Raw genomic sequence first — 24268 nt, 5'->3', positions numbered from 1 at the left:
TAGCACTCGGTTACTCAGATACCCCTCATTTTATCAGTTGGTCAACCTCCTTAACTTTTCAGCGCATTGCGCTACTTCTATATGAAAAAATTAGTAATAGTTACGCTAGGAACCTCCTTGCTCTTCGCTGGTGCGAGTTGCAACAAGGACATCCTAGACGAAAACCCACAATCGATAACAACTCCTAGCTTCTTAGGGACGCCCCAAGGTATAGAAGCAGGTGTAACAGGAGTGTATTCGGGCCTGCGACAGATCTACGGCAACGACGCAGCATTCTTTTCCACGGAGGCCGGAACTGACCTGTGGACCAATGGCATTTCGTCTAGTAGCGGGCTGAACGACTATAATCCCAACGACCTTACCCCAGCCAACGCGACGTCTACCTCCTTCCTTTGGCAGGTGTGCTATCAGCAGATTAACAACGCCAACGGCGTGCTGCAGTACTCGGCCACTGTGCAGGGTATGGACCCGGCTCGTTTGAAGCAGCTGGTAGCAGAAACAAAACTGTTGCGGGCAACCTACTACTTTCTGCTAGTGCGGCACTTTGGCGACGTGCCGCTGATGCTGAGCTTTATTGACGCGCCTACCAAGGATATCAGCCGGGCGCCGCAGGCAGAAGTGTACAATGCCATCATTGCGGACCTCACGGACGCTATGAACAACATTGCTGACAAACCGGCCCAACCTGGCCGTGTAACGCGCGCCACGTCCCTGCACACGCTGGCGAAGGTGTATCTGGAACGGGCCACCTCGACGGCTAAGCAAGGAGACGACTACGCCAATGCCGCTAAGTTTGCCAAGGAACTCATTGACAACCAAAGCCGCTACGGCTTGGGCCTAGAAGCTGACCCAGCTACTGTGTTTGCTGAAGGCAACGAAAATGGCAAAGAAGTCATCTTCAATGCGCAATTCAACGGTGACGCCAGCTTCTCGCGCATTGATGGCTTTACCTTCGGTGGAGAGAATATAGCGGCCTTCAACTTCCACAGCCGTTATGATATTTTACCGAACATGACCCGTGATATTAATTACGGCCGTCCATTCGCTCGGCATAGCTTAACGCACTACCTGGAAGACGCTTACATCTTGCGTGACGCCAATGGCAACGCGTTGGAAACACAAACCCAGTTGCGCACCACAGACGCCCGTTACAGTAAGTGGTTCACGACGGTTTACCTAGTTAATTCGCCCGGTGCCAACGGGGGAAGCGCTAGCGCAGTAGCAGGCGATACCTCTATTTGGTATCCTGGTCGTGAGTTACCAGCAGCCGTCCTAACGCGCATTGCTAACCGCAAGCCCGTCGCGTACCGGGTTTTCCAACCGAGCCAATACACCACGGAGTTCTTCCCGACCCTCAACAAGTTTGATTCGCGGAACCGTACGTCGTTTCAAGGTTTCTCGACTCGTCCGAATATCGTATATCGCCTAGCCGAAACGTATTTGATTGCGGCCGAGGCCTACTTCTATCTCGGCAATTCTACCCAGGCTCGCGACTACATCAACGTAGTGCGGCGGCGTGCAGCAGCGTCTGGCAAAGCCACGCAAATGGAAATTACGGCCAACCGGATAAACATCGACTTCATCCTAGATGAGCGTGCACGCGAGCTATGTGGTGAACTGACGCGTTGGTATGACCTAAAGCGCACTGGTAAGCTGATAGAACGAGTAAAGCTTTACAACCCGCCTATTACGCGTCTTGCCACAGGTATTTATGGCTCCAACGCTGCCATAAACATCAAAGACTACCACGTATTGCGCCCCATTCCACAGACGGAAATTGACCGTACTGGTGGCAAGATTACCCAGAATACGGGATACTAAATTGCTCTTATTTCCTCAGGAACGGCCAGTTATGCTGGCCGTTCCGCTTTTTCGGCTGCATCATCGTAGCTAGCTCGTTCCGCCCACACCTACCGTCGTTTTGTACAAGAGTTATTATAGTTCGATGAGAATCAAGCACCTACTGGTTTACCTGTTTTTTCTAAGCATAGTAGCAGCCAAGGCGCAGTCAACCGCCACTAGCGGCACGCCGCGCCTCGTGAAGAACGGCACCAGCACCCAACTGCTGGTTGATAATAAACCCTTCTTTGTGCTCGGCGGGGAGCTAGGTAACTCCACGGCTTCCAGTACTGCCTACATGCAGCCTTTCTGGCCCAAGCTGAAGGCTATGAACCTGAACACCGTCATTGCGCCTGTGTATTGGGAGCTGATGGAGCCCACGGAAGGTAAGTTCGATTTTACGCTGGTCGACGACTTATTGCGCGATGCTCGCAAGAACAACATGAAGCTGGTGCTGCTGTGGTTCGGCGCCTGGAAGAACAGCATGTCGTGCTACGCGCCAGCCTGGGTGAAAACGGACTCAAAGCGTTTCCCACGCGTGGAAGATGATAAAGGCGTAGCTCAGGAGATTATGACGCCTTTCGAGCCGCGCAACCTGGAAGCCGACCGCAAGGCTTTCGTGCGCCTCATGCAGCACCTAAAAGAAGCCGATGGCCAGCAGCACACTGTGGTAACGGTGCAAGTGGAAAACGAGATAGGCATGTTGCCCACGGCCCGCAGCTACGATGAGCGCGCCAACACTGCCTTTAAGCAGCAGGTACCAGCTCAACTGCTTACCTACATGCAGCGCGAGCGGAAAAGTCTGAAACCAGAATTTGCGGCCGTTTGGCAGCTCCAGGGTGCCAAAACCAAAGGCACCTGGGAAGAAGTGTTCGGTAAAGGCCTAGCTACCGACGAGATTTTTATGGCTTGGTTCTACGCCACCTATACCAATGCGGTGGCCGCAGCCGGTAAAGCGGCGTACCCGCTGCCCATGTACGTGAATGCGGCCCTGAATCGGCCGGGCGTAGCGCCCGGCAAATACCCGAGTGCCGGACCGCTGCCGCACATCATGGATGTATGGCTAGCTGGTGCCCCCGCCATCGACATCCTAGCTCCTGACTTCTACAACCCAAACTTTCAACACTGGTGCGACCTCTACACGCGCGGTGCAAATCCATTATTCATTCCTGAAATTCGCTTCGAGGATGGAGTAGCAGCGAAGGCTCTCTTTGCCTTTGGCAACTACAACTGTCTATCGTTCTCTCCTTTTGCCATTGAAGGCAGCGATACCCTGAAAGGCGCGCCCATTGGCAAGGCTTACGAGCTGATACAGCAAGTAAGCTTTCTGGTAGCTAAGCACCAGCCTCAAAATCAAGTGCGGGGTTTCCTGCTAGAGAAGGACTCGGCCGCTCGTACCACCACGCTCGGCGACTACCGCCTCACCGCCAAGCACGAATACACCCTAGGATGGTCATTGGGAGCTAAAAAGCCCACCTGGTCGCCGGGCGGCGGCCTCATCATTGCGGTAGCGCCCGATGAGTTTTACGTTGTGGGCACGGGCATCGTACTGACCTGCGAGCCGACTGCTAAAGGCAAGCGCGCTGGTTACGTGAGTGTCGATGAAGGCCACTTTGAAGGGGAGAAGTGGGTAGCTGGTCGCCGCATGAACGGCGACGAGGACCACCAGGGCCGCCACGTGCGGATACCGGGCGAAGAATACAGTATTCAGCGAGTCAAACTTTATGCTTACTAGTGCGAGACAACGCATGACCAAGAACCAAAACAGCACAGCGCCCGCCCGTAATGCACGGACCGCGCGTTCTTTCCTATTCGCCATAACCGGGGGCTTGCTCCTTGCTGCGCAACCTAGCTCGGCAGAAGTGCGCCTACCACGCCTCGTGAGCGACGGCATGGTATTGCAGCGCGACGCTAACCTAGCTATCTGGGGTTGGGGAGCGCCGGGCGAGAAGGTGACCCTTACGTTTAATGGGAAAACCTACCGCGCCACCACCGGCACCGACGGCAAGTGGCGGGCTAATCTGCCTGCCCAGAAAGCCGGAGGTCCGTTCCAGATGGAAATTGCTGGTACCAACCATCTCACGGTCAAAGATGTGCTGGTAGGGGACGTGTGGCTGTGCTCGGGGCAATCGAACATGGAAACGCCCATGAGCCGCGTGCGCGACAAGTATCCGCAGGAAGTAGCCCAGGCCAATAATCCACGCATCCGTCAGTTCAACGTACCGTTGACGTATGCCTTCAGTGGTCCCAAAGCTGATGTAACGGGTGGCTCCTGGGTAGCCGTCGATCCGCAGAGCATCCTGCAATTCTCAGCGGTGGCGTACTTCTTTGCCAAAGAAATCAGCGCCAAGTACCAGGTGCCGGTGGGAATAATAAAGGATGCGGTGGGTGGCTCACCGGCCGAGGCCTGGCTGAGCGCCGATGCGCTAAAGCAGTTCCCCACCTACGAGCAACAGGGGGCCAAGTACAAAGACAGTACCCTGGTAGCGGGTATCAAGCAGCGCGAAGGCGCCGCCGTAGCCGACTGGTACAAGCGCCTGCATCAAACCGACCTAGGTGAGCAGCCTGGCCAGCCCAAGTGGTCGGCGGCTGACTACAACGCTGCCGGCTGGCCCACCATGCAGGTGCCCGGCTACTGGGCCAACCAAACACCCCTGGGGCCGGTGAATGGCGTCATGTGGTTTAGAAAAGAAGTCGAGGTGCCCGCCGCCATGGTGGGGCAAGCTGGCCGCTTGGAGCTCGGTACGCTGGTCGACGCCGATTCCACTTACATCAACGGCCAACTAGTGGGCACCACGGGCTACCAGTATCCGCCGCGCAAGTACGACTTCAAACCGGGCGTGCTCAAGGCGGGTAAGAACGTGATAGTGATACGCCTCATCAGCAACGGTGGGCGCGGCGGCTTCACAATGGGTAAGAATTACCAACTCACGGCCGGCGGCCAGACGCTTGACTTGCGCGGGCCTTGGCAGTACAAGCTAGGTGCTACCATGCCGCCTACGCCGGGTACCACTACCTTCCAGTACCAACCCGGTGGGCTCTACAACGGTATGATTGCGCCGGTAATACCCTACGCCGTGAAGGGCGTGCTGTGGTACCAAGGAGAGTCGAATGCCGGCCACCCGGAAGATTATCAAGCCCTGCTCACTAGCCTCATCAATGACTGGCGGACACAGACAAAGCAGCCGACATTGCCCTTCATCTATGCGCAGCTACCAAACTTCATGGCGGTGAAAAAAGAGCCTAGCGAGAGTGGCTGGGCCGCATTGCGCGATGCGCAGCGTCGTACGCTGGCCGTGCCGCACACGGGTATGGCTGTGCTGCTCGACGTGGGCGAGTGGAATGACATTCACCCCCTCGACAAGCAAACGGTGGGACATCGCCTCGTTTTGGCGGCCGAGAAAGTGGCCTACGCTGATAAGAAGGTGGTAGCTTCAGGCCCGCTGTACCAGGATATGCAAGTGAATGGCAACAAAGTGACGCTCACTTTCTCCAACACTGGTAGCGGCTTAGTAGCCAAAGGTGGCGGCGAGTTGCAATACTTCGCCGTGGCCGGTGCCGATAAGAAGTACGTGTGGGCTAACGCCAAAATTGAAGGGAACAAGGTCGTTATCTGGAGTGACCAGGTAGCGCAGCCTGTATCCGTGCGCTACGCTTGGGCCGATAATCCCGAAGGCACTAAGCTCTACAACCAGGAAGGGCTGCCCGCTTCTACCTTCCAAGCTGATATTGCTAGCCCAAAAAGCTAGCTTACTGTATCATTCCGAGTGAAGCGAGGAATTTGAGTAAATAGGATAAGCTCTAGTAGGCTAATCGATAAGCTCAGATTCCTCGCTTCACTCGGAATGACACATTGCTGCTCCTGTCCACTACCAACCTAATTCGCTGTTCTTTCACCTCCCACCGCATGCAAAACCGTCTACTTCTTTCCGCTGTTGTGGCTTTATTAAGCTTGCCCAAGGCGCAAGCCCAGCAGCAGGCCTTGTACCTTAATCCCAATCAGCCGCTCAGTGCTCGGGTCAATGACCTTATTTCTAAGTTGACGCTGGAGGAGAAGGTGGCGCAGATGCTCGACCAGAGCGCGCCGGTTCAGCGGCTGAACATTCCGGCCTATAGCTGGTGGAACGAAGCCCTGCATGGTGTGGGCCGCTCCGGACCTGCTACCGTATTCCCGCAAGCCATTGGCCTCGCAGCTACCTTCGACGACGACCTAGCCCAGCGCGAAGCCAACGCCATTTCCGACGAGGCCCGCGCCATGTACAACGCGGCCATTGCCCAGAACCACTACGTGAAGTACGGCGGCCTGACCTTTTGGACGCCCAACATCAACATCTTTCGCGACCCGCGTTGGGGCCGGGGCCAGGAAACCTACGGCGAAGACCCCTACCTGACCTCCCGCATGGGTGTGGCCTTTGTGAAAGGCTTGCAAGGCAATGACCCCAAGTACCTGAAAGTGGCCGCCTGCGCCAAGCACTACGCCGTGCACAGCGGCCCCGAGAAGCTCCGCCACGAGTTCAACGCCGAAGCTAGCCCCCAGGACCTGCGCGAAACCTACCTGCCGGCTTTCCACGCGTTGGTCAAGGCCAACGTGGAAGCCGTGATGTGCGCCTACAACAGCACTAATGGGGAGCCCTGCTGCGGCAACACCTTCCTGTTGCAAGATGTGCTACGAAAGGAGTGGGGCTTCCGCGGCCACGTGGTATCCGATTGCGGTGCCCTCGACGACTTGTACCAGGGCCACAAAGTGGTGAAAACCCAAACGGAAGCTGCCGTGCTAGCCTTGCAGCGGGGCGTAAACCTCAACTGCGGTGACACCTACACGGCTCTAGTAGGCGCGGTAAAGCAAGGCATGCTGAAGGAAACACAACTCGATAGTTCCCTGGCCGTGCTATTGCGCACCCGCTTCAAGCTAGGTCTGTTTGACCCGAAAGGAACGACGCCCTACGACAAGATTCCGACCTCCGTTATCAACAGCCCCGCGCACCGGCAGCTAGCCAAGGAAGTCGCGCTGAAGTCGGTGGTGCTGTTGAAGAACAACGGCGTGTTGCCCCTGCGCAACGACCTAGGTAAGTACTTCGTGACGGGCCCCAACGCCACCAGCGTGGATGCATTGCTCGGCAACTACTACGGCGTGAACGGCCAGATGACGACCATTCTGGAAGGCTTGGTAGCTAGCGTGCAGCCTGGTAGCCAAATCGAATACAAGCAAGGCATGCTACTGGACCGGCCCAACGTGAACCCTATCGACTGGACCACGGGCGAGGCCAAAGTAACGGATGCTACTATCGTGGTAATGGGTATTACGGGCCTGCTGGAAGGCGAAGAGGGCGAATCCATTGCCTCCGCCCACGCCGGCGACCGGCTCGACTACAACCTGCCCCAAAACCAGATCGACTTCCTGCGTAAGCTGCGCAAAGACAACAAGCACCCCATCGTTGCTGTCGTGACGGGCGGCAGCCCCATGAACCTAGCCGAGGTGCACGAGCTAGCCGATGCCGTCGTGCTGGCTTGGTACCCCGGCGAGGAAGGCGGCAGCGCCGTAGCGGATATTATCTTCGGCAAGGCCTCGCCCTCGGGTAAGCTACCCATCACCTTCCCGAAATCGCTCGATCAACTTCCAGCTTACGAGAGCTACGGCATGAAGGGGCGCACGTATCGCTACCTAGAGGCGGAGCCCATGTACCCGTTCGGCTATGGCCTGAGCTATGCCAAGTTTGAGTATCCTAGCTTGAAACTATCGGCCAAAAAAGTAGCGAAGAACAAGCCAGTTGACGTAGAAGCTACGGTTACTAATACCGGTAAAATGGAAGGTGAAGAAGTAGTGCAACTCTACGTGACACACCAGGCGCAGCCCGGCGTTCAGATTCCTTTGTACGCGCTTAAAAGCTTCAAGCGAGTAAAGCTTCAGCCGGGCGCTAGCACCACTGTTAAGTTCACACTAACACCTGAGATGCTAGCACGCATCAATGAGAAGGGCGAATCAATAGCTCCTTCCGGGCCGGTAAAGGTGTGGGTTGGAGGTTCGCTGCCCACTCAGCGAAGCCAAGACCTAGGAGCTGCCAAAGCGGCGGCGGCTATTCTGGCTGTACGTTAAGCAGAACGCTAAATGCTTCAATATTGCGGCTAGCTCGTAAGATAAAAACAGGACATAAATAAGGAATAAACCACTGTATAAGGTACGAGCCTTCGCAAGCTGTTCGACAAAAAGACCTTTCACCCAAGAAGGACTCTCGCGTGTTCAGGTCTATTGTACTTCGTTTTTAACTTTTCTAAGAAAAAGCAGAGGGTAAAATTTCAAAAATATATTGCACTGGTTTACCTATCGAAACCGTTTCCGGAGACGGTTTCGATAGGTTTGTTTCGGAAAGAAGCACTTGTGCAAGATTGCAAAGGTTTTAGATCTACATCACACCCGCTACCTTCAAGATAGATTTACTGAAAACAGCAAGGCCGGTCTTTTCTAGTATTGAGCCTTCAAAAGATAATGGTATTGTATTTTTTGTATTTGCTGTCTTCTTAGTACTAGTTCGAAATCACTCCCACCACCCATCAACCACTGGCGTTGAGACGCCTCACAACCTAGTATGAAATACCTGCTCGGGTACGATATCGGTAGCTCTTCGGTAAAGGTGTCGTTGCTGGCGGCCGAAACCGGTAAAGCTCTTGCCACGGCCATGTCGCCTAAAAAAGAAATGGAAATCGAGGTGGCATTTCCGAACTGGGCCGAGCAACGTCCCGAACGCTGGTGGCAAGAGGCTGTCAATGCCACGCATCAGTTGAAGGAAAGCTACGGCTTTGATACGTCGTTGGTAGCCGGCATTGGCATCACCTATCAGATGCACGGCCTTGTGCTAGTCGATAAAGAAGGCAAAGTGCTGCGCCCGGCTATCATCTGGTGCGACAGCCGCGCTGTAGACCTAGGTAATCAGGCGTTTACGCAGCTAGGCGAAGAGTATTGCCTGAGCAACTTTCTCAACTCACCCGGCAACTTCACCGCCTCCAAGCTGAAGTGGGTGAAAGACAATGAGCCGGAGCTTTTTGCTCAAATCCACAAGATCCAGCTTCCCGGCGACTACATCGCCTTTAAGATGACCAACAACCTGCAAACTACCATCTCAGGTTTGTCGGAGGGCGTGTTCTGGAATTTCAAGCAGCAAGCCGTAGCACAGGATCTACTCGACTATTATGGTATCAGCAAGGAGCTGCTACCTGAAGTAGTAGATACCTTCTCGGTACAAGGCCAACTGACGGCAGAAGCGGCCCAAGAGCTAGGTTTGCACGCGGGTACGCCCATCAGCTACCGCGCCGGCGACCAGCCCAATAATGCCTTCTCGCTGAATGTATTGCAACCCGGCGAAATCGCCGCTACGGCAGGTACATCGGGGGTGGTATACGGCATCAACGAAACCGCCACGGCCGATCCAAAGTCGCGCGTCAACACCTTCGTTCATGTTAACAATACTGCCGAAGCCCCGCGCAACGGTGTGTTATTGTGCGTGAATGGCACCGGCATTCTGAATAGCTGGCTGCGCAAGTTAGTCGGCGAGATGCCCTACGACCAGATGAACCAGCTTGCCGCTCAGGCGCTAGTAGGAGCGGAGGGTCTCGTGTTTTTGCCTTTCGGCAACGGGGCCGAACGCGTATTAGAGAACCAACTGACGGATGCTAGCCTGTCGGGCATCAACTTTAACATCCACTCGCAGGCACACGTGCTGCGCGCCGCGCAGGAAGGCATTGTGTTCGCCCTGAATTACGGCATGGACATCATGCGGGAGTCGGGAGTACAGGTACAGAAGGTGCGCGCCGGCAACGCCAATATGTTCCTGAGCCCCTTGTTCCGCGAGGCGTTTGTGAACAGTGGCAACGTGGAGCTAGAGCTTTATAACACTGACGCGGCCCAAGGTGCGGCGCGCGGTGCCGGCGTTGGCGCAGGCGTGTATGCCAGCCCCGCTGAAGCCTTCATCGGCCTAGAGCGCATCCTGACGCTCGCCCCAACGCCGGAGTTGCAGGAAAAATATCAGATAGCCTACGCCCGTTGGAAGGACGTACTAACGCAGACGGTACTCGACCCAGCCGAGCAAAAGCAGGCAGATCGCAAGCTTGACCTAGTAGCCAACAGCTAATCACTTAACTCACCCAACTACATACACAATATGTCATCCATCACCCTGAGCAAAACCGAGTTCTTTCAAGGTATCGGGCAGATCAAGTTTGAAGGCCGCGAGTCGGACAACCCGCTCGCGTTCAAATGGTATGATGCTGATCGCCTGGTGGCCGGCAAAACCATGAAGGAGCACCTGCGCTTCGCCACGGCCTACTGGCACACGTTCACCGGCACGGGCGGCGACCCCTTCGGCCCCGGCACCAAGCACTTCCCCTGGGACGCACAAGGCGACCTCCTCGGCCGGGCCAAGGACAAGGCCGATGCCGCCTTTGAGTTCTTCACCAAGATCGGCTCGCCCTACTACTGCTTCCACGACATCGACTTAGTAGACGAGGGTTCCTCGCTACCCGAGTACGAGCGCAACCTGCAGGCCATTGTGGACTACCTCAAAGAGCACCAGCAAGAAAGCGGCGTGAAGCTGCTCTGGGGCACGGCCAACGTCTTCTCCCACCCGCGCTACATGAACGGGGCCAGCACCAATCCTGAGTTCGGGGCCCTCGCGTTTGCTGGCACGCAGGTCAAGAACGCGCTGGACGCCACCATCGCCCTGGGCGGGGAGAACTACGTGTTCTGGGGCGGCCGCGAAGGCTACATGACCCTGCTCAACACCAACATGAAGCGCGAGCTGGCTCACATGGGCCGCTTCCTCACCATGGCCCGCGACTACGCGCGTCAGCAAGGCTTCCAGGGCAAGTTCTTCATTGAGCCTAAGCCCGCCGAGCCCACCAAGCACCAGTACGACTTCGACGCGGCCACGGTCATCGGCTTCCTCAAGGAGCACGGCCTGGAGAACGACTTCCAGCTGAACCTAGAGGTGAACCACGCCACGCTGGCGGGCCACACGTTCCAGCACGAGCTGCAAGTAGCGGCCGATGCCAATATGCTGGGCTCGATGGACGCCAACCGCGGTGACTACCAGAACGGCTGGGACACGGACCAGTTCCCCAACAACCTCAACGAACTGACCGAGTCCATGCTCATCATCCTGGAGCATGGGGGCATCAAGCCCGGCGGCATCAACTTCGACGCCAAGACCCGGCGCAACTCCACGGACCTGGAGGACATCTTCGTGGCCCACATCGGGGGCATGGACACGTTTGCTCGGGCCCTGGTGGTCGCCAACGACATCCTGGAGAAGTCGCCCTACAAGCAGTTCCGTCAGCAGCGCTATGCCTCCTTCGACAGCGGGCAGGGCAAAGCCTTCGAAGACGGCCAGCTCACGCTGGAGGACCTGCGCACCTACGCTCTCAGCAACGGCGAGCCGGAGCAGAAGAGCGGCAAGCAGGAGTGGTTGGAGAACATCATCAACCAGTACATCTAAGGTAGTAATTTATATAACTCCCCGTGATTAGCTGTAAGTCAGCTGATTACGGGGAGTTATTTTTTTGCGTTGTCTAGATCTATAGGAACGCGTCGTGGCGCATTCCTATAGAATCGTTCTTCGCGGGCGTATCGACCTACTTTGTTTCGCAACCCACCACAACCATGAGAGCCAAAAAAAAACTGATTTATATTGCCCTAACAGGCCTAGGTTTAGGCTTTGTGCAGAAGTCCGCGCCCACGCTGAAAGATACGTTCAAAGATGATTTTTATGTCGGCGCGGCCCTCAACTACCGACAGATTAGCGGCCAGGATGCCAAAGCTACGGCGCTGATCAAGCAGCAGTTTAACACCATCAGCCCCGAGAACCTGCTGAAGTGGGAAGCAGTGCATCCGCAACCCGGCAAGTACAACTTCAAGCCCGCCGACGACTACGTGGCCTTCGGGCAGCAAAACAAGATGTTCATCATCGGCCACACACTCATGTGGCACCAACAAACGCCTAAGTGGGTGTTTGAGGACGAAAAAGGCCAGCCCGCCAGCCGCGAAGTGCTCCTAAAGCATTTGGAAGAGCATATTAACACCGTTGTTGGCCGCTACAAAGGCAAGATCGGCGGCTGGGATGTAGTGAACGAAGCCATTGACGATCAGCAAGGCGAGTTGCGCAAAACCAAGTGGCTGGAGATCCTAGGGGAAGACTTCGCCGCCAAAGCCTTTGAGTACGCGCATAAAGCCGACCCGAAAGCTCAGTTGTATTATAACGATTACAGCCTATATCGTCCCGAGAAGCGCGAGGGTGTGATTAAGCTCGTAAAAGGCTTACAGGCTAAGGGCATCAAAGTAACCGCCATCGGCATGCAAGGCCATTACGGGCTGACCAAACCGAGCATCGAGCAAGTGGAAGCCAGCATTGTGGCCTTTGCCAAGCTCGGGGTCCATGTGAACTTCACGGAGCTCGATATCGACGTATTGCCTAATCCTAGCAAGCGTCAGGGCGCCGATATCGCCGAGACCTTCAGCGCGGATGAGAAATACAACGTGTACACCAGCGGGCTACCTGATTCGGTGCAGCAGAAGCTCACCCAGCGCTACGCCGACTTGTTCGCCTTGTTCCACAAGCACCGCGACGTGATTGACCGCATTACGCTGTGGGGCGTCACCGATGCCGATTCCTGGTTGAACGACTGGCCCATTCGAGGTCGTACTAGTTACCCGTTGCTATTTGACCGCTCCTACCAGCCCAAGCCTGCTCTTCAAGCAGTGCTCCAAGCAGTTAAGAAGGATAAAATTTAACAAGCTTCACTTATGGTTCTGTCACGTATTGGCCGGTGGTTGCCCCGGCTTAGAGTTCTGACTTTCCTGCTAGTAGCGGGCTTCACGGTGAGTGCCTCGCAGGCCGCGTGGGCAATTGATGGTACCTCGTACGTCACGTCGAAGAAGCAGAAAGCTAGCTTCACACTGGAAGCGGCTGGTAAAGCCGCGCCGCTCTACGCCAGCGCCAGCGACTGGCCGGGCGTGCTGCGAGCCGCGAAGGATTTGCAAACGGATATCAACCGCGTGACGACGGTCACGCCTACACTGACCACTGATAAAGCGCCCACGGGCAAAGAAGTGGTACTGATCGGTACTATCGGCAAGAGCCCGCTCATCGACCAGCTCGTGCGCGACAAGAAGCTTGATGTGTCGAACGTAGCCGGTAAGTGGGAGGTGTTTGTCGAGCAGATCGTGGAGAAGCCAATGCCAGGTGTAGACCGGGCCTTGGTTATTGCGGGCAGCGATAAGCGGGGCACTATTTACGGTATCTACGACCTGTCGCAGCAGATGGGCGTGTCGCCGTGGTACTGGTGGGCCGACGTGCCCACCCAGCCGCAGCAGGCGCTGTACGTATCAGCCGGGCGGCATACACAGGGTGAGCCCAAGGTGAAGTACCGGGGCATTTTCCTGAACGATGAAGCGCCCGCGCTATCAGGCTGGGCGAAGGAAAAATTCGGCGGCATCAACTCCAAGATGTACGTGCATGTGTTTGAGTTGCTATTGCGCTTGAAAGGCAACTACCTGTGGCCGGCTATGTGGGGCAACGCCTTTAATGACGACGACAAGCAGAGCCCAGTGTTAGCCGACGAATACGGCATCGTGATGGGCACCTCGCACCACGAGCCCATGCTCCGCGCTCAGCAGGAGTGGAAGCGCTACGGCAAGGGAGCTTGGAACTACCAGACCAATGATAGTACGCTGCGTAACTTCTGGCGCCAAGGCATCCGGAACATGGGCACCCACGAAAGCATCGTGACCGTGGGCATGCGCGGCGACGGCGACGAGCCGATGTCGGAAGGAAGCAACATTGCCCTGCTGGAGAAAATTGTGGCCGATCAGCGCAAAATCTTGGGCGAGGAAACCCATAAGCCTGCTAGCCAAACCCCGCAGCTCTGGGCCCTCTACAAGGAAGTGCAGGACTACTACGACAAAGGCATGCGCGTACCCGACGACGTGACCTTGCTGCTCTGCGACGACAACTGGGGTAACCTCCGCAAGCTGCCTAAGCTAAGTGACAAGCCTCGGAAGGGTGGTTACGGTATTTACTATCACTTCGACTACGTGGGTGGTCCGCGCAATTACAAGTGGCTCAATACCAATCCGCTGCCACGCATCTGGGAACAAATGCACCTAGCTTATGAGTACGGCGTCGACCAGATCTGGATTGTGAACGTGGGCGACCTGAAGCCAGTAGAGCTGCCCATCAGTTTCTTCCTCGACTACGCCTGGAACCCCGACAACATCAAGGCGGACCAAGTGGCGGCGTATACCCAGCAATGGGCCGCGCAGCAATTCGGCGAGAAGCACGCCGCCGACATTGCCGACATTCTGGCCAAGTACGCCAAGTACAACGCCCGCCGCAAGCCCGAACTGCTGGATGCCAATACGTACAGCCTAGCTACTGGCGAGTGGGCCACTGTCGTAAACGAATATCAACAACTGCTAACCCGCGCCGAAGCCATCAACCAGAAGCTGCCCGCTGCCAGTCGGGATGCCTATTTCGAGTTGGTGTTGCACCCTGTGCAGGCGTGCGCCAACCTGAATGAGCTGTATTACACTGTCGCCCGCAACCGCGAAGCCGCCAAGACTGGCGCTTCTACAACCAATGCGCTTGCTGACAAAGCGAAAGCCCTGTTTGATAAGGATGTAGCGATTAAAGATCATTACCATTCGTTAACTGGGGGCAAGTGGAACCACATGATGGACCAAACGCACATTGGGTATACGTATTGGCAGCAACCACCAATCGACAAAATGCCGGACGTGGTAACTCTGTCGCCGGACAAAATCACGGCTGCTGCGGAGCCAACTGCTCCGGTGCCCTATGCTAGCAACCAACTCGTTTCGATTGATGCGGAGCACTATACCCAAGCGGTAAATACCAGCCCCATCAGCTGGCAGCGTCTGCCCGACCTAGGTCGCACGGCGGGCGCCGTCACCACGTTCCCGGTTACGGCCGCGCCCACTACTGCACCGGGCGGCACGAGTCCGCACTTGGAGTATCGCATCTCGCTCGCCCAAGCTGGGCCCGTAACTGTGCAGGCCTACCTAGCTCCGACGCTGGATTTCACCAACAGTCAAGGCTTGCGCTACGCCGTGTCGTTTGATGACGAAGCGCCACAAATTATCAATCTGCATACCGGCATGGTCGCCGACAATGGCAATCGGCCCTGGGAAAAAGCAGTAGCGGAGAATATCATTCTCAAAACCTCGCAACATACATTGGCCAAACCCGGCGAGCATGTGCTGAAGTTTTGGCGCGTGGACGCCGGCGTGGTGCTAGAAAAGTTAGTAGTCGACCAGGGTGGCCTGAAGCCTAGCTACCTAGGTCCGCCGGAAAACTTCCCTAAAGCAGCTGGTGCGAAAGCGCCCGCATCGGAGGCGAAGGGTAGTGTAGGGAAGCGCTAACTTCTTACAAACACAAGAACGTCCCGGTGAGCCGGTCGAAGCATCTCCCAAAGTAGTAATCATCTACTCTGGGAAAGATGCTTCGACCAGTTCACCGGGACGTTCTTGTGTTTACCTAGGCTCTGGAAATCTCTCAATCTAGAGTGGGTCCGAGAGTTGATCAGCTAGTAGTAAGTAGCTTGTTCATTATCACATGTTTGTGTGATTGATTGTGGTCAGATAAATTCAGAAATTGCCATTAGCACGACATTGTAACAAAGTAGCTAGGGGAGCTGCTACGCCCGTACCGTAAGTTGAAACATTGCTCATGCGTGCCGTCGTGTACTCCAACGTATTGCCTATGCAACGCCGTGACTTCCTTTTTCTGTCTGCTGTAGCGCCGGTATGGCCGTATGCGCCATCTTGGTTGGGGGCGTTCGCTGCACGCCCAGGGAGTGAGCCGCCTAAGAGAAGCGTCTTGGTGCGCGACCACGCCGACCGTTCGAATGAGCCCTTCAAATTTCTGGATGCTACCTTTTTCGTCAAAGTATCGGGAAAAGATACGGAGGGTCGCTGTGTTATTTTCGACACACTTCGGCCAGCGAAAGTAGGTCCAGTATTGCACACCCATCATAACTGCGACGAGTGGTTTCAGGTGCTAGAGGGCGAATTTAAATTTCAGGCGGGAGAAGAGTTCATGCGGCTCAAAGCCGGCGACACACTGCTGGTACCCCGCGACATGCAGCATGCCTTTGTCAAGACGAGCGAAGGGACTGCGCGTCTGATTGTGATGCACCAGCCGGCTGGTACGATGGAGGAGTTCTTCCGAACGGCTAGCAAGATGGCCGACCAAAGCCAACAAGCCCGGCAGGCACTAGCCGAGGCGCATGATATTCATTACGTGGGGCCGCCCCTAACGCCTGACTGATCAGCCTTCATTGAGCCTATTGGAGTTGCATGCTTATCTGTAATCGTCTGATTTCATATCCTTTGGTGCTTATGCAACGTCGCAATTTTCTCAGTTTGGCTTTAGTGGTTCCAGCTAGTTCCATCCGCCCATCTTGGCTAAGTATAGGCCAGGGGGCTAAGGGTAAACTGTTGCCCCAAAAGAGTGTGCTGGTGCGCGCTGGAGCTGATCGTGCAAATGCGCCTTTTCAATTTATGGATGCCACTTTCTTGGTCAAAGTGTCGGAGAAAGATACGGAGGGCCGTTGTGTGATTTTCGACACGCTCCGGCCCGAGAAAGTAGGTCCTGCTTTGCACAAGCACGACAACTGTGATGAATGGTTTCAGGTGCTGGAGGGCGAGTTCAAGTTTCAGGCGGGAGAAGAGATAATGCGCTTAAAAGTCGGCGACACGTTGCTGGTGCCGCGGGGCACTGCGCACGCCTTTGTGAAAACCAGCGAGGGCGCGGGCCGCTTAATTGTGATGCACCAACCCGCCGCGAGAATGGAAGAGTATTTTCGCACGGCAAGCAAGCTGAAGGATCAAAGCGTTGAGGGACGTAGAGCGCTGGCGGCATCCTACGGCACTCAATTCGTAGGACCCGCCTTGAAGCCGGACTGACCAGGGAGTGTAGCGCATGAATCCGAGACGGCGAGCAGGCTGCACCTAGCTTAACCTCGTAGCCGCCTAGGTGTAAGCTAGGTTGACTTTGACTGTCACTGTACTGCTAGTTTTCTTACGAAAACAACTTTGTCGGACTGAATTCTTAGTAAATAAGTTCCTGCAGCAACCGGTTGAATGTCAATGGTATGATCGAGGTTGCCGGAAGCAAGAGTAGAGGTCAAAACGGTTTGCCCTTGAAGGTCTTGAAGTACAACGCTGGTATTAGGAGCAAATCCTTCCTGGCTCTGAATGTGTAGCGTGCGACTGGCAGGGTTTGGAAAGAGTGTGAAGCTGTTGAGTTGCGACTGCTTATTAGCCGTGGTGATAACAGGGGCTAGCCACTGACTGGCGTTCAGCTCGTAGAGTCGCGCCGGAATGGTAAGTGGCCCCACCGACACCCGCTCGTTGGACAACAACATCGTATAGCGACTCGTGAACGTGAGGCCTTCGGCCTGCCCGATGGTCAGCGCGTTCGGAAGCTCTATTCTCCTTTTATTGCCCTGCAAAAAGCTAGTACTCGGGAAATCGAATAGCAGCCACAGGAAGGTAGCGCCGGTGTTCTGGTTGTAGCCAAGTAAGCTAGCTTCGGTGCCGGCCGCGTTGAGGTCGGCGGCGGTAATTAGGCCGTTAACGTTGAAGCTACCCCGGCGGCGAGCAACGTGCGTACCAGGCGTGGCGGGCACGGTGTAGTAGGTAGTCTTCAGGTCGGCCCAGTTCTTCGTGAACAGGTGCAGTGAGTCGTTGGCGAAGAAAAAAGCCTCACAATCAAAGTTGTGGTTGTTGGTGCCGGGGTTGAAGTTGGTTTGGTCGGGGTAGCTGAACTGGATAGCCTCTGCCGCCACCTCTTCCGTGGTACCCGTGCCGATGGCCGCTTTGCGGACGCGCAGAATACGCAGGTCGCGCCGGTCACCGTTGTTGTTGCCGAAGTCGCCGATGTAGAGGTACTGCGCATCAGCCGCAATATCTTCCCAGTCCACGTTGATGAAATTGCTAACGCGCACCTGCTGCTGAATGGTAGCTAGGTTGGGGTCGAGGCGATAGAGGATGGGGTCGTTGCCGCTATCGTTGAACGTCCACAGGCGCTGGTCGGTGTACTGCAAGCCGGAGCTTTCAATCACTGCGCTCGGCAGTGGTGCTTTGGTGAGTAGCAAGGTGGAGGTAGCCGTGTACTGGCAGGAACCATCGTTGACTGTTGCGCCTGCACTGTAGTTGGAGGCCCTAGAATCGGTGCAGCCGTTTTGGGCGCTGACTTGTGCTCCGACCACTAATAAAGGCAGGCAAAGTAGGAGTATATTTCTGATCATATGGCTCAAGATAGCACGAATATCAGCCGAGCAAAAATCTCAGATAATCAGATACCTACGATGCTAGCAGGGTAACAGTAGTTTCTAGCGCTGTTTGACAGCAGCTGCCGCTTTGTGCTTCTTGCGTTTGCGCCGACGGGCTGCTATTCGTTGGCGCTCTGCCTTGCGTTCGGCGCGGTTCTGGAGGCGCTGAGGCATGCGGGCAATGAGTCGTTCGCGTACAAATTGCGCTAAGCCCGAAAGCGGGATTGAATGCGTTTGGGCTAGGATGCGGACCAGTTCCCGCCGCCTTAGCTGGCTGGCGCCCTTCAGGCCTAGGGTCATGAGGTATTGCTGCACCTCTTCGCGCAGGAGCAAGCCTGCTAAGTGCGCCCGCTCGACCGCCGAATTGTACAAAGCAGGCCGATGCGTACGTACGCCCTCCGCCGACGCGACCATCACCCCGACCCAGGCTGGCAGCATGGGCAGCAGCTTCTCCACGTGTCTTTCCGTTACCACGAACGTGACCAAGTCGTAGACCACGCCGTAGCATTTGAGCTGCGGCAGCACCCGCTTGAGCGTGTCCGCGTCGCCCTTCACCTCGTAGCAGTGCATAAACGTGGGCGTAATGTGCACCACGTCGGCGCGGGTGGTGCCGGTGGGCAGCTCATCTACGTACACGCCGTCTTGCAGCAGCGGGTAAAGTAGCGCACGAATTTCAGGATCGTTCATAAGCCCAGCGGCCGTTGCTTACAAAAATAAGCCCATCGTGTTATTGCTGTCGAGCTGTCGCAACAGCTCGTGCAGGCGCGTTACTAAGGAGAGCTGCTCGGGCGTTAGCTCGGTGGCCTCCAGCTTCTTAAGAATTTCTTCGGCCTCCAGAATCTTGTTGCCGGAAGACAGATGCGCAAACGTATCAAACAGGCTCATACGAATGGAATGTGTTTGGAAATGGAAAGCTAGGACATCAAAAATAAGCAATAGGCGGTAGTAGTAACGGTGCTCAGGCCTAACAAACAAGGCAGGCGCTTCTGAATCTGGCAAGTCACCTTATCTTACCGCCAGATTTATCCGCCTAGTTTTTCCAAACACGCACAGCCGACAACCGGTCCGACGCCCTAGCCTCGGACCAGAAAGCATCTTTCTAACCACATTCCCTCATGACGTACCTCGCGAATCCCGCCCGCTACCAAAACATGGAATACCGCCGCTGCGGTCGCAGTGGCCTGAAGTTACCTGCCGTTTCGCTGGGGCTCTGGCAGAACTTTGGCGACGTGGACGTGCTAGCCAACTCGCGCCGTATTCTCACCTTGGCCTTCGACAGCGGCATCACGCACTTCGACCTAGCGAATAACTATGGCCCCTCGCCGGGCTCGGCGGAGGAAACCTTTGGTAAGGTGCTGAAAGAAGAGTTTCGCGCCCATCGCGATGAGCTAATTATCTCCAGCAAAGCGGGCTATACCATGTGGGAAGGTCCGTACGGTGACTGGGGCTCGAAGAAGTACTTGGTCAGCAGCCTCGACCAAAGCCTCAAGCGCATGGGGCTAGAGTACGTCGATATCTTCTACCATCACCGCCCCGATCCGGAGACGCCACTGGAAGAAACCATGGGCGCCCTCGACCTGATCGTGCGTCAGGGCAAGGCCTTGTACGTGGGCATCTCCAACTACCGCCCTAAAGAAGCGGCCGAAGCCTTCCGCATCTTGCGGGAGCTAGGTACCCCGTGTCTTATCCACCAGCCCAAGTACTCGATGTTTGAGCGGTGGGTGGAAGATGGCCTGCTCGACTTAGTGGGGCAGGAGGGTGTGGGCTGTATTCCGTTCTCCCCACTGGCTCAGGGCATGCTCACCAACAAATACTTGGGTGGCATCCCGAATGACTCGCGCGTAGCGAAAAACCTAGGTTCGTTGCCCGAGAAGCAGCTAACCCCAGAGCGCCTGTCGCAGATTCAACGCCTGAACGACGTTGCCCAAACCCGCGGTCAAAGTCTCGCTCAGATGGCCTTGGCCTGGATACTGAAAGATGAGCGCGTGACCTCGGTGCTGATCGGGGCTAGCAAGCCCGAGCAGCTTGCCGACTCGCTGCGCTGCCTCGACAACACGCAGTTCAGCCCCGAGGAGCTAGCAAAGATCAACGAGATTTTGGGGTAGTCGTGTAGTGGTGTCTATCTGGTTATCAGCGTAGAACAACCGAAAAAGTACAGGGTAGCGCGGAGCGAGTTTCCGCGCTACCCTGACCTTAGGGCGTCTCTATTTCATTCACGTAATCGGTCAACGACGAGACACAAGTACGAGCCTCTACCGTACACAAAGGCATCACCGGAGGTCAAATATGAAATTGTTATTGGTTGAAGATGAGCCGAAGCTTGCGTCTTTCATTAAGAAGGGGTTCGAAAACGAAGGCTATGAAATAGAAGTAGCCTACGACGGGCGCATGGGTCAATCGCTGCTGCGCCAGAATAGCTACGAGGTGATTATTCTCGACGTGAACTTGCCCTACGTCAATGGGTTTGAGCTGTGCCGGCAGATCCGCGCCGACGACCCGTTGGTGCCCGTGCTGCTGCTCACCGCCCTCGACAGCCTCGACGATAAAGTAACGGGCTTCGAGGCTGGCACCGACGACTACTTGGTTAAGCCCTTCGAATTCAAGGAACTGCTGCTGCGCGTGCGCGTGCTGCTCAAGCGTAGCTCCGACGCGGCTGGGGTGAAGCGCATGCTGCGCATCGCTGACCTAGAACTGAACCTAGAGTCTAAGGTGGTAACCCGTGGCGGGCAGCGCATCGACCTGACGACCAAAGAGTACTCCCTGCTCGAATACTTGCTGCTGAACCGCGGCAAGGTCATCTCACGGGTAGATATTGCCGAGAAGGTGTGGGAGCTGAACTTCGATACCAACACCAATGTCATCGACGTGTACGTGAGCTACTTGCGCAAAAAGCTCGACAAAGGCTACGATACCAAGCTGATTCATACCGTGGTAGGTATGGGCTACGTGATGCGCGAAGGATAAGCTAGGCCGATGCTGATTCGTAACAAGCTGATTCTGCGGTTTACGTTGCTGGTGGTGGCTATTCAGCTGTGCCTGTCTGCGTTTGTGTATTACTACAGCGCCTTGTCGCGGGAACAACGCTACTATCACCGGCTGGAGGCAAAAGCCGCTTTGATAGGCAGCATCCTGATTCGGCGGGGCAATCTGCAAGAGAGTAAGCTACGCAGCTTCCACCGCAAGGATCTGCTGACGATGCACGACGAGCGCATCAGCATCTATGATCAGGACGGCCGAATGCTTTACTCGACAGCGGCGGCCAGTAAATCAGCATCCGATGCCGCTTATTTTGCCCGAATTGGAAAGGAAAAGCTCGTGAGCTTCCGGCAGGGCGCCTTGGAAACGGTTGGAATCCATTACCGCCACCAAGGACGGACGTACCAGATCTTTGTAGCGGGGCGCGATGAGTTCGGCATGCGCGAGTTTGAGAAGCTGCGCCTAATCTTGCTGGTGGGCAACCTAGGTACGCTGGTGCTCATCATTCTGGCCGGCTGGTACTTCGTGGAACAGTCGTTGCAGCCGATTTCGCGCATCGTAACGGAAGTGGAGGGCATCACGGCTAGTAACTTGAGCTTGCGCGTGCACGAGGGCAACCAGCGGGACGAAATAGCGCGCTTGGCCATTACCTTCAACCAGATGCTCAGCGGCTTAGAGCTAGCTTTTGAGTCGCAGAAGAGTTTTTTGTCGCACGCCTCGCACGAGCTGCGCACACCCCTAGCCAACCTGCTCGGCACCCTGGAAACCTCTGCCGCCTACGATACCGACCTAGCCGATGCCAAGCAAAGCATCAATTCGGCAATTGAGGAAATTCGCCACGTCATTGCGCTGACGAATGGACTACTAGCCCTGGCCAAAGCCGACGATACCTCGTTTCGGCGCCTGCCCGTGCGCTTGGATGAGTGCGTCACCCAAGCTATTGCGGCTTGCTCCACAAAGTACCCGCAGCACCCGCTACGGCTGGACTTTGGGTTTTTGCCCGAGTCGGTGGAGGACATGTTTATGGTGCTTGGCAACGCCCAGCTGCTCACCACGGCTGTGCTCAACCTGCTCGATAATGCGTGCAAGTATTCCCAAACCGACGTTCGGGTAACGCTAGGGTATCGTACGCCGCAGGAGCTACAACTTCAGATTGCAGACGCTGGCCTCGGGATGAGCGAGGAAGAGCTGCGGCGCGTGTTCGAACCCCTTTACCGTGGCGAAAACGGCAAGCACACTCTCGGCTACGGCCTAGGTCTGCCCATTACCCGCAAGATTGTGCAGCTACACGCCGGACAATTGCTCCTCGAATCGGCGCCGGGCAAGGGCACTACCGCCACAGTGCGGTTGCCAGCGGCCGAGGCCAAGTAGCGGAACGCTGCTCTCCACGTACGTTATCCGCTTCTTGGTCAGCACCAGGGGCTAGCTCTTCCGAGGGCTAGCCCCTGGTGCTTTTTTAATGTTTTCTAATGTCCTTCTCAGACCGTTCTAATGTTGTCGTAAGTCCTTTGCAGCACACCAACCCGTGAATTGATGCAAATAGACAACCGCTATTCGGTGCTGATTTGGCTGCTGATCGGTGCTCTCTTGCTCTCCACTGGCTTCAACTGCTACCTAGTTGCCTTGCAGTACAAAGATGTGCTGCCGAAAGGATTAGCCACGTGGCAAGAGGAAGACGATGACGAAGCTGACGATGATGATCAGTCGACGATGGCAGAGGAGCTGCGCCTAACGCGCACAATGCTAGCCCGTTGTCAAGCCGACCACCTGCGCACGGATAGCCTAAGAGCCCAAACTAGCCCCGACCGGCTCCGCACTGCCGCCTCCGACTTGCTCGTGTCTTCGGAGTGAAGCTAGGTGCCGCCGAATACTTCTGAACTATCTAAATCTTACGGTAGCCTGCTTGATGCACGTGCTATGAGCCTTCATTCTAAACTTCTTATGCCCGCTACTCGCCTTACCCAGTTTGCCTGGGTTGTTGTTTCTCTCCTCGGTATCTCGCTGGCTGGCTGCGGTGAGAAAAGCCAAGCCGACACCCAGAAAGCTCCGTCTGCACCAGTATTGCCCGTCACGGAGCTGGCGTCGCAGGACACGGTCTTGCACCACGACTATGTGGCTGATATTCAATCAGTACGCAACGTGGAGCTACGCGCCCGGGTCGCTGGCTTTTTGGAGCAGATTTATGTAGATGAAGGGCGCCCGGTGAAGAAAGGACAGCCGCTCTTTCGCATCAACGACGCTGAGTTTCGCTCGCAAGTAGCCAAGGCCCAGGCGGCTTATAACAACGCCCAAGCCCAAGCCCGGGTGATTCAGCTAGAGCTCGATCGGGTGAAGATGCTGGTGGAGAAGGACATCATCTCACCCAGCGAGCTAGCCGTGGCGCAGTCGAAGCTGAAGGCGGCGCAGGCGGGTATTGCCGAGGCGCAGTCCTTGCGCAACACGGCGGCCCTGAACCTATCGTACACCTTGGTACGGGCACCTTTCGACGGCCTTGTGGACCGGATTCCGCTGAAAGCCGGTAGCCTGATAGCCGATGGCACGCTGCTCACCACCGTTTCGGACCCCAGTGCCGTGTACGCTTACTTCAACGTAGCAGAAAACGAGTACCTAGAATACGCCAAGACCCGCCAGCAGAACAAAGCCCGGCCGGGTGATAGCGAAGTAACACTGCTGCTAGCCGATGGCACACCCTATGCGTACCCCGGCAAGATCCAAACCCAGGAAAACGAATTCGAGGAAAACACCGGCTCCATTGCTTTTCGGGCACAATTCCCGAACCCCGAAAAGCTGCTCAAGCACGGCGCCACCGGCCGCGTGCGCCTGACGAACCCCATCCACAACGTGGTGCTCGTGCCCCAGAAAGCTGTGTTCGAGATTCAGGATAAAAACTACGTCTTCGTGGTCGATGAAGCCAACAAAGTGAAGATGCAAGCCTTCATTCCTCAAACACGCCTTTCGGACTACTACGTGGTGAAAAGCGGCCTGAAGCCCGGGCAGAAAATCGTGTACGAAGGGGTGCAGGACCTGCGGGAAGGCACCAAGATCCAGCCACGATTCGTGGCTATGGACGAGCTGATGGCTGATGCCCGGTAGTACTTGTAGCCTGACCTAG

18 protein-coding genes are annotated in these 24268 nt (G+C 56.0%); 15 read left to right on the top strand and 3 right to left on the bottom strand.

The window, feature by feature from the left end:
• Positions 1–81 precede the first annotated feature (81 nt).
• From SD425_RS14425 to SD425_RS14380, 10 genes are all read left to right on the top strand, one after another.
• Positions 82–1821: a RagB/SusD family nutrient uptake outer membrane protein gene (locus tag SD425_RS14425; RefSeq protein WP_324670642.1), complete on the top strand. Its 1740-nt coding sequence runs from the start codon at positions 82–84 to the stop codon at positions 1819–1821.
• A 124-nt stretch (positions 1822–1945) separates the two neighbouring features.
• Positions 1946–3574: a DUF5597 domain-containing protein gene (locus tag SD425_RS14420; RefSeq protein WP_324670641.1), complete on the top strand. Its 1629-nt coding sequence runs from the start codon at positions 1946–1948 to the stop codon at positions 3572–3574.
• A gap of 13 nt (positions 3575–3587) precedes the next feature.
• Complete coding sequence (locus tag SD425_RS14415; RefSeq protein ID WP_324670640.1) at positions 3588–5588, top strand: sialate O-acetylesterase; 2001 nt, start codon at positions 3588–3590, stop codon at positions 5586–5588.
• Positions 5589–5746: 158 nt separating this feature from the next.
• Positions 5747–7933 carry a glycoside hydrolase family 3 N-terminal domain-containing protein gene (locus SD425_RS14410; protein WP_324670639.1) on the top strand — a complete coding sequence of 729 codons (2187 nt, stop codon included), beginning with the start codon at positions 5747–5749 and terminating at the stop codon, positions 7931–7933.
• A 490-nt stretch (positions 7934–8423) separates the two neighbouring features.
• Complete coding sequence (locus SD425_RS14405) at positions 8424–9962, top strand: xylulokinase (RefSeq protein WP_324670638.1); 1539 nt, start codon at positions 8424–8426, stop codon at positions 9960–9962.
• Positions 9963–9992: 30 nt separating this feature from the next.
• The gene (gene xylA, locus SD425_RS14400; protein ID WP_324670637.1) at positions 9993–11324 is read left to right on the top strand and encodes a xylose isomerase; all 1332 of its coding nucleotides are present in this window, start codon (positions 9993–9995) and stop codon (positions 11322–11324) included.
• Between the two features lie 164 nt (positions 11325–11488).
• Positions 11489–12616 (top strand): endo-1,4-beta-xylanase, encoded by a 1128-nt coding sequence (locus SD425_RS14395; protein ID WP_324670636.1) that lies wholly within the window; start codon positions 11489–11491, stop codon positions 12614–12616.
• Positions 12617–12628: 12 nt separating this feature from the next.
• Positions 12629–15265 (top strand): glycosyl hydrolase 115 family protein, encoded by a 2637-nt coding sequence (locus SD425_RS14390; RefSeq protein WP_324670635.1) that lies wholly within the window; start codon positions 12629–12631, stop codon positions 15263–15265.
• Positions 15266–15572: 307 nt separating this feature from the next.
• On the top strand, positions 15573–16172 hold the full coding sequence (locus tag SD425_RS14385; protein WP_324670634.1) for a cupin domain-containing protein: 600 nt from the start codon (positions 15573–15575) through the stop codon (positions 16170–16172).
• 233 nt (positions 16173–16405) lie between these two features.
• Positions 16406–16810, top strand: a complete 405-nt coding sequence (locus tag SD425_RS14380) for a cupin domain-containing protein (RefSeq protein WP_324670633.1) — start codon at positions 16406–16408, stop codon at positions 16808–16810.
• 95 nt (positions 16811–16905) lie between these two features.
• On the opposite strand, the gene SD425_RS14375 is transcribed toward SD425_RS14380, so the two are convergent.
• From SD425_RS14375 to SD425_RS14365, 3 genes are all read right to left on the bottom strand, one after another.
• Positions 16906–18156 carry a T9SS type A sorting domain-containing protein gene (locus SD425_RS14375; RefSeq protein ID WP_324670632.1) on the bottom strand — a complete coding sequence of 417 codons (1251 nt, stop codon included), beginning with the start codon at positions 18154–18156 and terminating at the stop codon, positions 16906–16908.
• 84 nt (positions 18157–18240) lie between these two features.
• Positions 18241–18867 carry a sce7726 family protein gene (locus SD425_RS14370; RefSeq protein WP_324670631.1) on the bottom strand — a complete coding sequence of 209 codons (627 nt, stop codon included), beginning with the start codon at positions 18865–18867 and terminating at the stop codon, positions 18241–18243.
• 18 nt (positions 18868–18885) lie between these two features.
• A complete protein-coding gene (locus SD425_RS14365; RefSeq protein ID WP_324670630.1) occupies positions 18886–19065 on the bottom strand; it encodes a hypothetical protein in 180 nt (59 codons plus the stop codon).
• 230 nt (positions 19066–19295) lie between these two features.
• Between SD425_RS14365 and mgrA the strand changes: the two genes are divergently transcribed.
• From mgrA to SD425_RS14340, 5 genes are all read left to right on the top strand, one after another.
• Entirely contained in the window at positions 19296–20285 is a 990-nt protein-coding gene (mgrA, locus tag SD425_RS14360) for an L-glyceraldehyde 3-phosphate reductase (protein ID WP_324670629.1), read from the top strand.
• Positions 20286–20466: 181 nt separating this feature from the next.
• Positions 20467–21144, top strand: a complete 678-nt coding sequence (locus SD425_RS14355) for a response regulator transcription factor (protein WP_324670628.1) — start codon at positions 20467–20469, stop codon at positions 21142–21144.
• A 9-nt stretch (positions 21145–21153) separates the two neighbouring features.
• On the top strand, positions 21154–22527 hold the full coding sequence (locus tag SD425_RS14350; protein WP_324670627.1) for a sensor histidine kinase: 1374 nt from the start codon (positions 21154–21156) through the stop codon (positions 22525–22527).
• 162 nt (positions 22528–22689) lie between these two features.
• Positions 22690–23007 carry a hypothetical protein gene (locus SD425_RS14345; RefSeq protein WP_324670626.1) on the top strand — a complete coding sequence of 106 codons (318 nt, stop codon included), beginning with the start codon at positions 22690–22692 and terminating at the stop codon, positions 23005–23007.
• Positions 23008–23097: 90 nt separating this feature from the next.
• Positions 23098–24249 carry an efflux RND transporter periplasmic adaptor subunit gene (locus SD425_RS14340; RefSeq protein ID WP_324670625.1) on the top strand — a complete coding sequence of 384 codons (1152 nt, stop codon included), beginning with the start codon at positions 23098–23100 and terminating at the stop codon, positions 24247–24249.
• Positions 24250–24268: the final 19 nt, after the last annotated feature.

Origin of the sequence: Hymenobacter sp. GOD-10R (assembly GCF_035609205.1) — a bacterium.
Classification (GTDB): Bacteria; Bacteroidota; Bacteroidia; order Cytophagales; family Hymenobacteraceae; genus Hymenobacter.
This window is presented reverse-complemented; position numbering and strand designations above follow the sequence as displayed.

What these genes read in the sequence shown, in the direction of transcription:
- SD425_RS14390 (WP_324670635.1), top strand. Translation starts at nt 12,629, where the DNA reads ATGGTTCTGTCACGTATTGGCCGGTGGTTGCCCCGGCTTAGAGTTCTG.
- SD425_RS14380 (WP_324670633.1), top strand. Translation starts at nt 16,406, where the DNA reads ATGGATGCCACTTTCTTGGTCAAAGTGTCGGAGAAAGATACGGAGGGC.
- SD425_RS14375 (WP_324670632.1), bottom strand. Translation starts at nt 18,156, where the DNA reads ATGATCAGAAATATACTCCTACTTTGCCTGCCTTTATTAGTGGTCGGA.
- xylA (WP_324670637.1), top strand. Translation starts at nt 9,993, where the DNA reads ATGTCATCCATCACCCTGAGCAAAACCGAGTTCTTTCAAGGTATCGGG.
- SD425_RS14420 (WP_324670641.1), top strand. Translation starts at nt 1,946, where the DNA reads ATGAGAATCAAGCACCTACTGGTTTACCTGTTTTTTCTAAGCATAGTA.
- SD425_RS14355 (WP_324670628.1), top strand. Translation starts at nt 20,467, where the DNA reads ATGAAATTGTTATTGGTTGAAGATGAGCCGAAGCTTGCGTCTTTCATT.
- mgrA (WP_324670629.1), top strand. Translation starts at nt 19,296, where the DNA reads ATGACGTACCTCGCGAATCCCGCCCGCTACCAAAACATGGAATACCGC.
- SD425_RS14410 (WP_324670639.1), top strand. Translation starts at nt 5,747, where the DNA reads ATGCAAAACCGTCTACTTCTTTCCGCTGTTGTGGCTTTATTAAGCTTG.
- SD425_RS14345 (WP_324670626.1), top strand. Translation starts at nt 22,690, where the DNA reads ATGCAAATAGACAACCGCTATTCGGTGCTGATTTGGCTGCTGATCGGT.
- SD425_RS14385 (WP_324670634.1), top strand. Translation starts at nt 15,573, where the DNA reads ATGCGTGCCGTCGTGTACTCCAACGTATTGCCTATGCAACGCCGTGAC.
- SD425_RS14365 (WP_324670630.1), bottom strand. Translation starts at nt 19,065, where the DNA reads ATGAGCCTGTTTGATACGTTTGCGCATCTGTCTTCCGGCAACAAGATT.
- SD425_RS14350 (WP_324670627.1), top strand. Translation starts at nt 21,154, where the DNA reads ATGCTGATTCGTAACAAGCTGATTCTGCGGTTTACGTTGCTGGTGGTG.
- SD425_RS14340 (WP_324670625.1), top strand. Translation starts at nt 23,098, where the DNA reads ATGCCCGCTACTCGCCTTACCCAGTTTGCCTGGGTTGTTGTTTCTCTC.
- SD425_RS14395 (WP_324670636.1), top strand. Translation starts at nt 11,489, where the DNA reads ATGAGAGCCAAAAAAAAACTGATTTATATTGCCCTAACAGGCCTAGGT.
- SD425_RS14415 (WP_324670640.1), top strand. Translation starts at nt 3,588, where the DNA reads ATGACCAAGAACCAAAACAGCACAGCGCCCGCCCGTAATGCACGGACC.
- SD425_RS14370 (WP_324670631.1), bottom strand. Translation starts at nt 18,867, where the DNA reads ATGAACGATCCTGAAATTCGTGCGCTACTTTACCCGCTGCTGCAAGAC.
- SD425_RS14405 (WP_324670638.1), top strand. Translation starts at nt 8,424, where the DNA reads ATGAAATACCTGCTCGGGTACGATATCGGTAGCTCTTCGGTAAAGGTG.
- SD425_RS14425 (WP_324670642.1), top strand. Translation starts at nt 82, where the DNA reads ATGAAAAAATTAGTAATAGTTACGCTAGGAACCTCCTTGCTCTTCGCT.